Annotated in this window: 10 protein-coding genes; 5 read left to right on the top strand and 5 right to left on the bottom strand. The window is 66.5% G+C overall.

Features of this window, described 5'->3' with window-relative positions:
• Positions 1-134 precede the first annotated feature (134 nt).
• Positions 135-1,148: an alpha/beta hydrolase gene (locus J2W68_RS16795; protein WP_310238226.1), complete on the top strand. Its 1,014-nt coding sequence runs from the start codon at positions 135-137 to the stop codon at positions 1,146-1,148.
• 305 nt (positions 1,149-1,453) lie between these two features.
• Positions 1,454-2,125, top strand: a complete 672-nt coding sequence (locus J2W68_RS16790) for a glutathione S-transferase family protein (protein ID WP_310238221.1) — start codon at positions 1,454-1,456, stop codon at positions 2,123-2,125.
• On the opposite strand, the gene J2W68_RS16785 is transcribed toward J2W68_RS16790, so the two are convergent.
• Positions 2,122-2,901: an AraC family transcriptional regulator gene (locus J2W68_RS16785; protein WP_310238218.1), complete on the bottom strand. Its 780-nt coding sequence runs from the start codon at positions 2,899-2,901 to the stop codon at positions 2,122-2,124. The two genes, J2W68_RS16790 and J2W68_RS16785, sit on opposite strands and share 4 nt — an antisense overlap.
• 511 nt (positions 2,902-3,412) lie before the next feature.
• On the opposite strand from J2W68_RS16785, the gene J2W68_RS16780 reads away from it, so the two are divergent.
• Positions 3,413-4,303: an alpha/beta fold hydrolase gene (locus J2W68_RS16780; RefSeq protein WP_310238214.1), complete on the top strand. Its 891-nt coding sequence runs from the start codon at positions 3,413-3,415 to the stop codon at positions 4,301-4,303.
• A gap of 293 nt (positions 4,304-4,596) precedes the next feature.
• Here the strand turns inward: J2W68_RS16780 and gnd are convergent, their stop codons facing one another.
• The 3 genes from gnd to J2W68_RS16765 all read right to left on the bottom strand — a co-directional run bounded on the left by gnd (position 4,597) and on the right by J2W68_RS16765 (position 8,774).
• A complete protein-coding gene (gene gnd / locus J2W68_RS16775) occupies positions 4,597-5,670 on the bottom strand; it encodes a phosphogluconate dehydrogenase (NAD(+)-dependent, decarboxylating) (RefSeq protein ID WP_430539764.1) in 1,074 nt (357 codons plus the stop codon).
• A 248-nt stretch (positions 5,671-5,918) separates the two neighbouring features.
• Complete coding sequence (locus J2W68_RS16770) at positions 5,919-6,872, bottom strand: DUF3667 domain-containing protein (RefSeq protein WP_310238212.1); 954 nt, start codon at positions 6,870-6,872, stop codon at positions 5,919-5,921.
• A 3-nt stretch (positions 6,873-6,875) separates the two neighbouring features.
• Positions 6,876-8,774 carry a DUF5694 domain-containing protein gene (locus J2W68_RS16765; RefSeq protein WP_310238210.1) on the bottom strand — a complete coding sequence of 633 codons (1,899 nt, stop codon included), beginning with the start codon at positions 8,772-8,774 and terminating at the stop codon, positions 6,876-6,878.
• 687 nt (positions 8,775-9,461) lie between these two features.
• Here J2W68_RS16765 and J2W68_RS16760 point away from each other — a divergent pair.
• Positions 9,462-10,868 carry an alkaline phosphatase PhoX gene (locus tag J2W68_RS16760; RefSeq protein WP_310238208.1) on the top strand — a complete coding sequence of 469 codons (1,407 nt, stop codon included), beginning with the start codon at positions 9,462-9,464 and terminating at the stop codon, positions 10,866-10,868.
• Between the two features lie 399 nt (positions 10,869-11,267).
• Here the strand turns inward: J2W68_RS16760 and J2W68_RS16755 are convergent, their stop codons facing one another.
• Positions 11,268-12,356, bottom strand: a complete 1,089-nt coding sequence (locus tag J2W68_RS16755; RefSeq protein WP_310238205.1) for a hypothetical protein — start codon at positions 12,354-12,356, stop codon at positions 11,268-11,270.
• 458 nt (positions 12,357-12,814) lie between these two features.
• On the opposite strand from J2W68_RS16755, the gene J2W68_RS16750 reads away from it, so the two are divergent.
• A complete protein-coding gene (locus tag J2W68_RS16750) occupies positions 12,815-13,129 on the top strand; it encodes a hypothetical protein (RefSeq protein ID WP_310148958.1) in 315 nt (104 codons plus the stop codon).
• The last annotated feature ends 96 nt before the right edge of the window (positions 13,130-13,225 follow it).

The raw sequence follows: 13,225 nt of genomic DNA, 5'->3' as shown, positions 1-13,225 counted from the left end.
TTTTTGAAACGGCTGGCTTGAGGCGGCGGTCGGTGACGTTTCCGATCGACCGCGCGCGAGTTGGAGGGGGAGCCACACAGCGCTAGTCTGGCAGCTCATCAATCGTCGGTCTCAAACGCCGGAAGAATGGGGGCATGCGCAGTTGGATCTACGTTTGGCTGGGCCTCGCTGCGCTGATCCCAGCGAGCACGTGGTCGGTAACGGGCGTCGCACAGGCAGTGCCGCATCAGCGCGTCAGCGAGACGCAGCCTACGGAGGCTTCGCCAACAGCTGCGCCTTCCATGGCGTACTGGCGGGAGGTCCATTTGTGGCCGGAGGATTCACCGGTGCTGCAGGCGGGCATCGAGGCGCTGGCGCATGAGTCATGGGCGCTCACCCATCCGAGCATGCTGGTCTACCGGCCAGCCGCGCGTGCACCGAGCGCCGCTGTTCTGGTGTTTCCGGGCGGTGGTTACAAGGCGCTGGGCATCGGTCCAAAAAGCACCTTGGGTCTGTACGGCTCGGACGTCTGCAAGTGGCTGACCGATGCCGGCATCACCTGCGTGCTCGTGAAATACCGCGTGCCCAACACGGGCTGCAACTGGAACCCCGTAACGAAGCAGCATGAGTCACCGGCGATTCCGATGGCGCTGCAGGATGCGCAACGGGCGATGTCGCTGGTCCGCCACAACGCGGCGGGCTGGGGCATCGATCCGAACCGGATCGGCGTGATGGGATTCTCCGCCGGCGGCAATCTCGCAGTGCTATCGAGCACGGAGTTTGCGTCGCGCAAGTACGCGCCGGTCGACTCCGCCGACGCGGTGCGTCTGCGTCCCGACTTCGCGATTCCGGTCTATGCCGGACACATGACCATGGAGCACAAGAACATTCGGCCTAAAGATTCGCCTGCGGCGCGGGCACTCAACACCGACATCGTGGTGTCCGCGGCTGTGCCGCCGACGTTGCTCATCCATGCGAAGGATGATGCGGTCGATCCTGTCGAGTATTCGGAGGTCTATAACAAGGCTCTGCGCGACGTCGGTGCGAACGTGACGCTGATCCGCTATGAGACTGGCGGACATGCGTTCGGCGTGCGTCTGAAGGGCACCGACAGCGACCGGTGGACGCAGGACGCAATGCGCTGGCTGACTGAGGTCGGGATGCGGTGAGCCCCGACGAGGTCTGTCACCGCGCTGGCACTGGGACGCGGGTGCAGGTGCATTAATTCCGCGATTACGGTCGGCGCAGCGCCGCAGCAGAGGATGCCCGTTGACCACGCAGCAGGATTTCGATCGCGTGCGGATTGCATTCGGATTCGTGCGGTTTTGCGTCGGGCGCTGCGCGCTTTCCGACCAGTCTGTCCATCCTCGGCGTCGAAGGGCGTGCGATCGCTGGTGCGTGACGGTGGGCTGTTGTGACCGCAGTGCCGCGTGCCGCCGCCATCTTCGCCACCTGTCTGCCGATGGAGAACACAATGATCCTCTACGATGCCAACGCGCCGGGTCCGAACCCGGTCGTAGTTCGACTATTCGTGCATGAGCGGCAAGGCTTGCAGTTCGATGTGGAAACGATCGATCTCGTGGGCCTCGAGAACCGCCGCCCCGCCTACCTGCGACACGTCAACGCGCGCGGCGAGGTGCCTGCACTGCGACTCGACGACGGGACGATCATCACCGAGATCACCGCGATCTGCGGCTACTTCGACGAGATCGCACGTGGCGGCCGGCGCCTGTTCGGCGACACGCCGGCAGAACGCGCGGTCATCCACATGTGGACGCGGCGGGTCTATCTGGAAATCGTGCTGCCGTTCGTCTCGTGGTGGCGCGGCACCGAGGCCGCGGAACGCGCGTATCGCGGCCATCGCATTCTGATGCCCGAAGCCCGGCGCTCGCATCGACTGCTGGCCGACCAGGGCCTCAACCAGTTGGATCATGATCTCGAAGGCCGTCGCTTCATCGCCTGCGATGACGTGACGATGGCCGACATCCTGCTCTATGGGTTCATGGGCGCAAACATCGCGACTGGCGAGATTCCCTGGATCGACGCGCCACAACGTCCCAACGTGGCCGCGTGGCTGGCGCGCATGGCCGCGCGACCGAGCAGCGGTACGATGATGGAATCTCTGGGCGCGCGGATCGACAACTAGCGTTGCGGCGGCTTCCCGGCATTCGAGTGCACGCCGCGATCGCGCAGCTCGGCCTGGTCCGCATTCGATCGCTGCCGGAATTCGGTGGCGGTCAGACCCGCCGCGCTCCGGAAGGCGACAGCGAACTGCGCCGCTCGCACGAAACCCGTTCGGCGTGCGATCTGTGCAATCGGCACGTCGGTCGCGGCCAGTAGATCCTTCGCCGCTTGCATGCGATGCGCGAGCAGATAGGCGTGGGGGGACATGCCGGTCTCGAGCCGGAACAGGCGCGCGAAGTGGAACCTGCTGAGGCACGCCACCGCGGCGAGCTGGGCAAGCGACAGCGGTTCGACATAGCGCTGATGGATGCACGCGATAGCGCGCTCGATGCGCGGGTCCGGCGTCCGGACGGGCTCGCCCGTCTGCTCGAGCCGCTGGGTGAGCAACAGATGCATTGCAAGCCAGTGGACGGTATTGCTGGCATAGAGATCCGGTGCGCCCTGCTGCGCGGCCTGCAGTAGGCCGATGAGCACGGACGAGACGGCGGAATCTGCGAAAGACACCAATGGCGCCGTCGTGTGCGAGCGCGTGCCTGCGGCCTGGAGCTGGCTGGCAGCGATTGCGATCGTGTCGGCCGGAATGAAGAGGTGGACGGTCTCGATCGGCACATCGCTTCGCCAGCGCAATGCATCCACGTCGCTCGCCGCCGTCACGGCGATCGCGCCGACCGGTGCGTCCGTCCTGCACCACTGGCCGTCCATCCATACGTCGGTGGCATGGGCGCCGCGCAGCACCATCGAAACGCGCAGATCAGTGCACGCTTTCGTTTCGAACTCGGTGGCGCCTGCGGGCCAATGCATGCGCTCGATCAGTGCGGACCGCCAGCCTGCCTTGACGCTCGACGCCAGGGTACGGCCGGGCAGCGCACGCTGATTCGACAGGCTGGCGCGGTCGTATGACGGCGCTGGGGCGCGCGAGGGACCGAAGCTGTGCATGTCCCGACGATACGGTTGCTGCGATCGGTTGTCCAAGCGGGGGGCGCGCCATCGACCGACAGGTGAACTCGCAAACGCTTGAACCGTCTCAGGCCGCGGGATTGCGCAGGTGTCAGACGCCGCCGCTCTACACCGTTCACGTGACTGCAGCCGCCAGGCTGCAGACCGACCATCGCGCCGACGTCGGATCGAGTACTTGGGCTGGTCCCTGAGGCGTCAGCCGAAGAAGGCAGGGGCCTGCGGTTCACAGTGCAATTCCGCGAGGGTGCCTACCGTTGTTGCGACTGCAGTCGTCAATTCGGAGGGAACAGGCGTGACGTACACACAAGCCGCTGTGCAACCCATTGCAGACAAGCACACGATCGTCGACGGCCATCGGATCGCATACGCCACCTTCGGCGAAGGCGAGCCCGTGGTTCTCGTGCACGGCACGCCGTCTTCGTCGCTCATCTGGCGACATGTCGTGCCGCGTCTGACTGCAGTGGGCTTCAAGGCGCACGTTTTCGATCTGCTCGGGTATGGAGAATCCGAGCGCCCCTGGCGCAAGGATGTGGACACCTCGATTTCCGGTCAGGTCCGCATTCTCGAAGCGATGATGGACGTCTGGGGTCTGGACACCACGCACCTGGTTGCACACGACATTGGCGGCGGCGTTGCGCAGCGCTTCGGCGTTTTCCATCTGCCGCGACTTCGGACGCTCACGCTGATCGACAGCGTGAGTTTTGACAGTTACCCGTCCAAGCGGACGCAGGAGCAGATGTCTGAAGGTCTGGATGCGCTTGTGCGGGCGCCTGAAGCCAAGCATCGGGCGCATTTTGAGACGTGGCTGCGGAGTGCATCTGCAGACCCGGAACGCTTTGCGAATGATGCGCTGCCAGCGTACCTGGATTACATCTCCGGGCCGGTCGGGCAGGCGAGCTACATCCAGCATCAGATGTGGCACTACGATCCGAAACACACGATGGAAATCGCGGACCGCGTGGCGGAGCTTGGGCGGATTCCGGTGCAGTTGATCTGGGGGCGGGAGGACACCTGGCAGGTGCTGGATTGGGCGCATCGCCTGCACAAGGCGATCCCGGGCTCCGAGCTCCACGTTGTGGAGAACGCCGGTCACTTCTCGTTGGAGGACAGGCCGGAGGCCGTGTCAGAACACTTGATCCATTTCCTGCAAGCGCAGGTTCGAGCGCCGCTCAACCGGGGGTAGCCGCCGCGCGCAGCAACGACCATCTCCAGGTCTTCCGCATGTGGGCTCGTTGCCTGGCGATGACTGTGAAGCGGCGTGTCCTGGCATCCACCCTTACGCGCATGTCGTCGTGGCCGCAGGCATACTGCGGCGGCAGGTAGGGAAGGGTTTCGGCAAGCTGCCGGTCGGCCAGCGCATTCTCGAGCGGCTGCGCCAGATGGTGACTGGCGCTATGCAGCGGTCACATGCGCTGGGCGTGGCCCGCTGCGCAAGCGGTTCGTGTGCGGGCGACGCGTGCGCCTGGGCCGTTGCGGCTACTGCGGCATTTCGACATGCCCGCCGAAGCCGAAGCGCATCGCCGACAGCAGCTGATCGCCGAAGGTGGTATCGACGCGGCTGCGGTAGCGGGCGAACAGCGCGGCCGACAGCACGTAGGCGGGCACGGCTTCTTCCATCGCGGCGTCGATCGTCCACTGGCCTTCGCCGGAATCGGAGACCTTTCCCGAAAATCCGGCCAGACGCGGGTCTTCGGCGAGAGCGGATGCGCACAGGTCGAGCAGCCAGGATGAGATCACGCTGCCGCGCCGCCAGACTTCCGCCACCTCCGCCAGATCGATATCGAACCGCTCATCCTCTGGCAGCGGCTCCGATGCCTTGCCCTTGAGGATGTCGAACCCCTCGGCGTACGCCTGCATCAGGCCGTACTCGATGCCGTTGTGGACCATCTTGACGAAGTGGCCTGCGCCCGCCGGTCCGGCATGGATGTAACCGCGCTCGGACGGTTTGACCGGGCCACTGCGGCCGGGGGTGCGGAGCAGATCGCCATGGCCGGGTGCCAGCGTGTCGAAGATGGGGTCGAGACGTTCGACCACCTGTTGTTCGCCGCCGATCATCATGCAGTAGCCGCGTTCCAGCCCCCAGACGCCGCCCGACGTGCCGACATCGACATAGTGGAGCTGTTGCATTGCGCAGGCCTTGGCTCGGCGGATGTCGTCTTTGTAGAAGCTGTTGCCGCCGTCAATGATGATGTCGCCGGGCGCGGCCAGCGGAATCAGCGCCTCGATCGTGGACTCGGTGATGGCGCCAGCTGGCAGCATGATCCAGAAAATGCGGGGTTCCGGCAGCTGCGCAGCGAGTTCGTCGAGTGACCTGGTGACGGCGATGCCCTCATCGGCCAGCGCACTGGTGGCCGCCGTGTTCTGGTCGAAGCCCACGACGTCGTGGCCGCCGCGCATCAGGCGCCGCGCGATATTGCCGCCCATTCGGCCGAGGCCGATCACTCCGATATGCATGGTCTCTGTCTCCCTCGAAACGTCTGTTCGGTGGCCTGGTCTGCGGCCGGATGGCGTAGGGCCACCCGGTTGCAACGGTGCGCCGAGCGGGCGCACGGCGCAACTCGACGGGCGTCACGGGCGGGCCTGCGAACGGCGCGCGAACGGTTGCAGCGATTGCGGTTCGAAAGGCTCAACTTGGATGTTGCAACCGTCTTGGATTGCCTCTGTATCGGAGTGCTCGTCCTTCCACGCGCTTTCATCGCGATGCCCGACGGCGGTGTACACGAACGCAGGGGCGAGGACGTTCGTAGCTCCCCGGTCGAGCGAAGCGGCATGGCGGGCCGGTCCGCTTCCCCGCCGTGTCAGGTGATCGCGAACACCGCGACGAACTGCACGGCGCGGTACACCACGAAGTTGGCCGCCAGCAGCACCACCAGCAAGGCGGCGGCGGTCAGGCCTGCGCGCCACCAGGGGGTGGCGTAGACACGGCGGATGGCCACCGCCGAGTAGGCGAGCATCAGCGTCAAGACCACTGTGCGCCAGACGGTGTCGAACGCCGCGCTCCAGCCGCCCGACACCGCACGCTCCAGGTAGCCCAGCGGCCCCACCACCAGCTGGATCAGCAGCACGTAGAACGTGAACAGGTGCAGGGCGACGATCAGGTGTTCGGCGAAATACAGCGGCCGGCGGCGGAACGCGCTCGCCAGCACCAGCGCAAGAAAGGGCACGTGCAGGATGATCAGCAGTTTGCTGATCGGGACGGCGCGGGCGTCGTAGGCGCGCGCGTAGTCGGCCACCGTGTAGCCCGCGCGACCGTCGGTGCGGGCGCGGGCGGCGCTGTCCCGTTTCGCGACGCGTGCCTGCACCCAGCCGGCGGTCAACCGGCTGTGCAACTGGCCGGGCCATTGTTCGATGCGTGCCCGCGTCGCGGGCGAGAGGCGGTCGACGTTGTCGCGTGCGGCGAGGGACAGCGCGCCCGGCACCTGGTCGTCGAAGGGCAGGGTGAAGTCGCTCAGCGGCGGCGCCAGGAAGAACAGCAGGTTGGCGATGACGAACAGCGAGATCGGCGGCAGCCAGCGCGCCCGGCGCCCGGCGATGTAATCGGCGGACAGCAGGCCGGGACGGAAGAACAGCGCGCGGATGCTGCGCCAGACGCGGTTGTCGAGGTTGGTCAGTGCGCCGAAGAACTGGCGCATCAAATGCAGGAACCGGCGGTCGGCGTCGCGCAGCCGCGGCTGGCCGCAGGCGGCGCAATATGCGCCCTGCAGCGGCGCGCCGCAGTTGGGGCAGTGCGTGGCCGCGTCCGTGCCGGTCACGGGTCAGTCGGTCTGTGGCTGGGGGTCGGCAGGCAACGCATCGCCGGTGCGGCTGATGAATGCCGCCAACGCAGGCAGGTGCGCGCGGAAATCGCGTTGCGCCCGGTGCGGAACATAGGCGCGCTGCAGATGCTCCACCACCGGCCGGTACAGCGTGCCGCCCATGGCTTCGTTGAGTTCGAGATGCGTCTCTGCCGAGGCGGCGCCAAAGCGCTGGCCCTTGAGTGCGATCGCGACCGCATCGGACAGCACCTCGTGGACGAAGAAATAGGTGTTGAGGCGGGGATCATCGAAGAGTTCGAATTGCCGGGAAAACGCGTCGGCGTAGCGGATGTCGAGCAGGACGTCACGTTGGCCGCTGGCGAACTGTTCCAGTGCGATGTGCGTGGCCTCGTGCCACACGGCGTTGGCCAGCGGTTCGTCGAGATAATCGAAGCGCGCGGCGTCGGTATCGCCCTCGGCAAGGAAGCGCGGATCGAACGGAATCAGGATCGGGCCGTAGTGGGCATGCCGCGGCGCGACTTCGTCGATGACGATGTTGGCCTTGAGCACCACGCCCAGCGGCGAAATGGAGAAATACAGCGTCTTGTCCAGGCCGCTGCCGTAGAAGTCGGCCAGCTCGGTGAGCGGATCCACCTGGGCCAGGCGCGTGCGGAACTGTTCCGTCCAGCGCGCGTAGTCGGGTTGATGGGCCTCGAAAAACCCGGCGAAGTCCGATGCGACGGCGAAGTCGGCCGCCAGGCGCAGGTATTCGTGCAGCCACTCCTCGCCCTTGATCGGTGTGAGGTGGGCGAAGCCCTCGGGGGGCACGAGTACCGGTCCGGGCCATTCAAAGGCCCAGCCCAGTTCGACGAAGTCGTTGTAGGGCAGCGTGCGCGCGTGGACGACGGCCGGGTGCTCGCGCAAATGGCCGAACCAGGCGTCGACCGCGCGGCGATAGTCGTAATCCTTGACCGGAGGGCCGTAGACGCGGGCGAGGTAATTGATGACGTGCAGGAGTTCGGTGCCCGGGTGGACGCCGACCTCGTAACGGATCGACGCGCTGGCATCGACCGGGGCGGCGGACGTGGACAGCATCTGCTCGGCCGCCTCCAGATACGGCGCGGGGTGGACGAGTTCCACATCGGGCAGCGTGCCCAGGCAGTCCCGCAGCCAGTGCACATGGCCCACGCCGTAGAGCACCAGAATGCGTTCGCCCGGCTCGGCCACCTGCAGGATCCGCGCACAGATCCGGGCATTGCGCGCGTACCAGTCGCTGACCAGATCGGCGCCGGGGAACCGGGTACCGTCGGACACGCGCACCAGAGTGCGGTAGAAGCCGTGATTCGCCTCGATCATCGCGTCACTGTTGAGCCACGCCATATAGGCCGGGATCGACAGCGTGTTGACCCGCTCGGCCATGACCGTGCCCAGCTCGGTGGCGTGGGCCAGGGCCTGGCGCATGTGGCCGGCGCCGGGCTCGGCGGTGATCGCGCGCAGCGGCCCGAGATCGAAGCGGCCGTCCACATCCACCCCGTACATGCGCTCCAGGCCCGCCTTTATCGCCACGCGCTGCGCGATCTGGGTGATCTCGTTGCGGTCACTGGCGAGAGCGTCCGGGTCGAGCCGGCCGGGTATTGCCAGATCGGGCGTGGACACGCGCGCCTCGACGGCCACCTTGTCCGGCCGGAAGCCGAGCAGCGCATCACCCAGGGCCTCGAGCTCGCGCTGGCGCGCGGGCGACAGCACGTCGTCGGTGTCGATATTGACCAGATCCTGGCCGGGGTTGTGCAGGTGGTGGGTGCCCAGCAGCAGGATGGTAATGGGCTTACCGCTGGCCGGAGGCTCGACAGGCGTGGCGACGGCAGAGACCGCTGCAAACAGTGTCAACACAGCCGCAATAAGGGCGCGCGGGAATGACATGGCGTGTGTTTTCCTGTGTGGCGACAGGGCGTACATCAACGTTTGCCTAGTTTTCCCGGGTCGTCAATATGCCCCGGCGCACGCCCTCGAGGGACGCGCGATCTGGAGGAATCCGCGGCCAGGCGCGAAGAACGCGGGGCGACACGTCGGGGCGGAATGGCGCTTCGCCCGGCCTCGTAAGCGCCTACCTGAGGGCGCGCTGCGCTCGGCCGGCGTGCCGGAGACTGGCATACGAGGCGCCTGCTGTTGAGATCAGTGGCCGGCTTTTGCAGGTCGAGCGGCTGACTGCCAACTGCGCCCCGTGGATGGCCGATGTGGTGGCGAATTCGCGAAGGCACGTCGGTCTTCATCGGTGCGTCCATCGTCAACGCCGCAGATGGTGTACGCCGCCGCAGCCCGCAGGTAAATGCCCAACCGCCGTAATTCTGGATGATCACGCGGTTGCGCATGTGGAAGGCGGCTGCGTTCGCAATGTGCACGCGCGCGCCGCTTCACGCCATCAAGCGATCATCGCGCCGCATTGCCCTGAGCGTTATGAGGGCGGCAAGTGGGCATCTCCCAGAACTTGTGAATCGTCGCGGCTCCACAAACGTTTCCCGAGGATTTGCGGTCCTGCGGTCTTCGTCCTGCCACACACGCTGCGTAGGCTGCGCCGTTCGCGCGCGAAGCGCCTGGCCTGGAGACACGATGGACACCGATACCCCGCTGATCGCCCGCCGCCGCCTGCTCAAGGCCGCCGGCTTAGGCCTGGGTATGGCCGGTATGGGCCTCACGCCGGTGGGGCAGCTGTTGGCGCGGGCCGGCAGTTCCACGCAGGTGCATGCCGGCTACGGGCCCTTGCAGCCGGTGCGTGATCTCAATACCGGTCTGCCGCTTCTGCAGCTGCCGGAGGGCTTCCGCTACACCACGTTCGGCTGGGCCGGGGAAGCGCTGGCCGGCGACATCGCGTGTCCGGGCAAGCACGACGGCATGGGCGTGGTACGCGCGCATGGTGACGTGGTCACGCTGGTGCGCAACCACGAGATCGGCGGCGAGACCAGCGGCAGCTTCACGCCCCCCGGCGCGACCTGGGACCCGGACTGCGCTGGCGGCACGACCACGCTGCGCTTCGATACCGCGGCGGGCCGTCTGCTCGACGCACGCCCGTCGCTGTCGGGCACGCTGGTCAACTGTGCCGGCGGCGTCACGCCGTGGGGCACGTGGCTGTCGTGCGAAGAGATTGTGCTCACGCGCGGGCAGCAACTGCAGATCGATGGCGCCGTGCACACGATGAAGCAGTCGCACGGTTACGTGTTCGAGGTGCCCGCCGACGGGCTGTCCAGCGCCGAGCCGATCGTGGCAATGGGCCGCTTCAAGCACGAGGCTGCGACCGTGGATCCATCCACAGGAATCGTCTATCTGACCGAGGACGGGCACCGCCGTGCCGGCTTCTACCGGATGTTGCCCGCAGTACCAGGCGAGCTGCTGCGCGGCGGTCGGCTGCAGATGCTGGCCGCGGAGGGCGCACCGGATCTGCGCCGCGGCCGCCGCCAGGGCGAGCGGCTGAAGGTGCGATGGGTGGAGATCGAACATCCCGACCAGGGCGCCGATAGCGACAGTCCGACGCGCGACGAGGGGGTCGTTGCCCAGGGCGTGGCCGGGGGCGGCTCGGTGTTCACCCGGCTCGAAGGCTGCATCTATGGCGACGGCCGCGTGTTCTTCACCTCGACCAATGGCGGCGATGCGAGCTGCGGCCAGGTCTGGGCCTACGATCCGGGCGCCGAGCTGCTGGAGCTGGTCTTCGAATCACCGGATCCGCATGTGCTGGACTATCCCGACAACGTGGTGCTCAGCCCGCGCGGCGGCCTGGTGATCTGCGAAGACTCCGCCCAGCCAGTGCAGCGGCTCTACGGGATGACCGGCGCAGGCGGTCTGTTCGAGTTCTGCCGCAGCGATGTCGTGCTCACAGGACAGGGCGGTTTTACCGGCGATTATCGCGGGGCCGAATGGGCCGGGGCATGCTTCTCGCCGAATGGTCGCTGGCTGTTCGCGAACGTCTACACGCCGGGCTTTACGGTCGCGATCACCGGGCCCTGGCGCGACGGGTTGATCTGAGGCACGCCGGGGTCGGCGTGCGTTGCAGCAGCAGTTCGTAGGGCGTCGTCGACGCCGGTACATGGAGCTGGCGGCTATCGACCACTGTTCCGACGCTGTTTTGTAGTGTCACCAACATGGCGGAGGTGTTCAGACCCTCCTACTGCTTCATCGGAAACCAGCCTTGCATGCTTTGAATGATGGCCCACATCTTTTGCGGAATTTTCAGAGCAGTCGCCTTCGCCGGATCAAGTTCAACGTCCACTGCGAGAACTGCATGCGTGGACACTCGACAAGCTTCCGCTGGTTGAAGACGCTCGAAACGCATTCGATCTACAAAATTCGAATTGAAGGGGCGGCGCAAATGGGCCGGAGTCCGTCGCTCTATCCCCGGCGTGGGGTCACCTTCAGGCGCATCGATCAGGGCTGGGAGCCCGGCGTTGCGCCATCGCGCACCAGCGTCATATCGCCCGCGCGCGATCCCGGAGCGAGTGTCCATCCGGGCGTGAGGGTCAGCGTCCAGCCTTTTCCCGTCGTTCCGCTGCCGGTGTGCGGCAGTGCCACGGTCGCGCGCGTGTAGTCCGCGTGTATCAATGCGGCGCCACCTTCGACGTTGAGTTCGCCCCATCTGTCGATGAGGCGCAGCGTCGGGTAGACGGTGCCGATGTCGTCGAGCGCGGCGAGTGTCTGCGGATTGAACTGGAGATTCATGTTCTGCAGCGGCAGCACAAGCACCGGCCCGTCCACCAAGGTGGCGCGCCACTGGGTCGCGCGGGCAAGGCGGTCCCGGTCGCGTGTTTCTTCTGCGGTGCGCAGGCTGCCGTCGGCGTCGTAACGGCGCTGGCGGGTATCGAGATCGGAGAGAGCGGCGGCGTCGATGTGCAGGGCGCTTGCAAGCAGTGCGCCGAGGTCGGCGTCTGCGTCGAGTCGGCTGCGCCACTGGGGGTCGGCGGCGTCGAGCAGCAGCCCGTAGGCCGGGCCGCTGGCATACCCGAAGGAGCGGACGAAGCTGGGCGAGCCGAGAAAGCGTGCGAGATCGAAGACGGCGAAGGCGCGTCGCTCTTCTTCGTGCAACAGGCCCAGGCGTACACCCGTGTACTCCGCAAGCCCTTCGTTGATTTCGAGGGCCGCTTCTTCCGTGGCCGCATTTGCAAACAGGCGTCGGCGCTCAAACCGGAACGCGAGCGCATCGCCGACATGCGCGCGGCGCGCATCGGCGTCGACTGCCATGACGCCTCGGGCAAGGGCGCGCCATTCGAGTTGCAGCAGATAACGGCCTTCGAGCGTATCGAGATGGCGGTTGCCGGCCTCGTTACGCGTGAGGGCGAGCCTGGGCTGGATGCGATGGAACATTTCATGCGTTAGCAGGACGCGCAGCAGGCTTGGCTCGAGTGGCACCGGCCATAGCAACTGCGTCCAGTCCGCGCCCGACCATTCCACACGCGTGTTCGCGAGGATCGACGTCTGCGGCAATGTACCGACGAAAACCCCTTCCTGTTCGACGAGCACACCGCCGGGGTCCTGCTGGTTGGCGATGACCGCGCGATCTGCGGGATCGACGATGAGGATCGGGCCGCACAGCGATTCGCCCCACAGTGCGCCGCTGTCACGCTCACATAGCGTGTTCGCGGTCTCAAAGACGCGGGCCGCGCTGGCGCGATCGGGCGCGGCATGTGCCGATGTCGCGAAGAAGAGTGCCAGCAGTCAGCTCAGGGGGCGGGCGTGCAACAGGCGCGGACAGGGCATGGGCGTCATCGTGCGGACGTGGCCATGCAAAGCATATCCAAGGCACGGCTCGATACTGCCCCTGTGTCTTCGTGCTCGGGGCGTTCCGGTGAGGGCAGGGCGCGCGCGTATGTGGACGTACGGCGCCTGGTCCAGCTTAAAAGCGAGCGGGGCGAATCACCTGGGCAGTTCTGGCACGCTGCTTGCATGGATGAGCCCGTGATCAGTTTCCGAGCATCCACATGCCACACACCGCGCACTCCACCGTCATCGCCGGGCCCTGGACGGCCCAGCCCCATGCGCCCGCTCGCCGGACGCCCGAGCGTCGCCGGGGCGCGCCGCCGGCTGACACTGCCCAGCTGCGCGAAGGTCTGAAGCCGGCCCAGCTCGTCACGATGGAAGCGTTGGAGATCTTCGGCTGGCGCCTGGCCTTCGTGCGCCGCCCGCTGTTCCAGGCGCCGATTCCGGTTCTGTTCGACCGGGAGGGCACGCGCCATGTGGTGATCCTCGAAGACGGGACTTTGGACGAACAGCCCGTGCTGCCACTGCGGACCTGACCGCATGGCGGCTTGCGGTGCCAGGTTCACGTATCACGCGTGGACGGGCTATGCGCAGGCGTCGTGCGACGTCGGCGCCGCACCGCGCGCGCCTTG

This window comes from Luteimonas terrae (assembly GCF_031457535.1).
GTDB lineage: Bacteria > Pseudomonadota > Gammaproteobacteria > Xanthomonadales > Xanthomonadaceae > Luteimonas > Luteimonas terrae_A.
Note: the sequence above shows the minus strand (reverse complement) of the source record. Positions and strands in the feature narration are given on the sequence as shown.

Coding starts and splice junctions, on each gene's coding strand:
- J2W68_RS16795 (WP_310238226.1), top strand. CDS start 135: ATGCGCAGTTGGATCTACGTTTGGCTGGGCCTCGCTGCGCTGATCCCA.
- J2W68_RS16790 (WP_310238221.1), top strand. CDS start 1,454: ATGATCCTCTACGATGCCAACGCGCCGGGTCCGAACCCGGTCGTAGTT.
- J2W68_RS16785 (WP_310238218.1), bottom strand. CDS start 2,901: ATGGTGCTGCGCGGCGCCCATGCCACCGACGTATGGATGGACGGCCAG.
- J2W68_RS16765 (WP_310238210.1), bottom strand. CDS start 8,774: ATGTCATTCCCGCGCGCCCTTATTGCGGCTGTGTTGACACTGTTTGCA.
- J2W68_RS16760 (WP_310238208.1), top strand. CDS start 9,462: ATGGACACCGATACCCCGCTGATCGCCCGCCGCCGCCTGCTCAAGGCC.
- J2W68_RS16750 (WP_310148958.1), top strand. CDS start 12,815: ATGCCACACACCGCGCACTCCACCGTCATCGCCGGGCCCTGGACGGCC.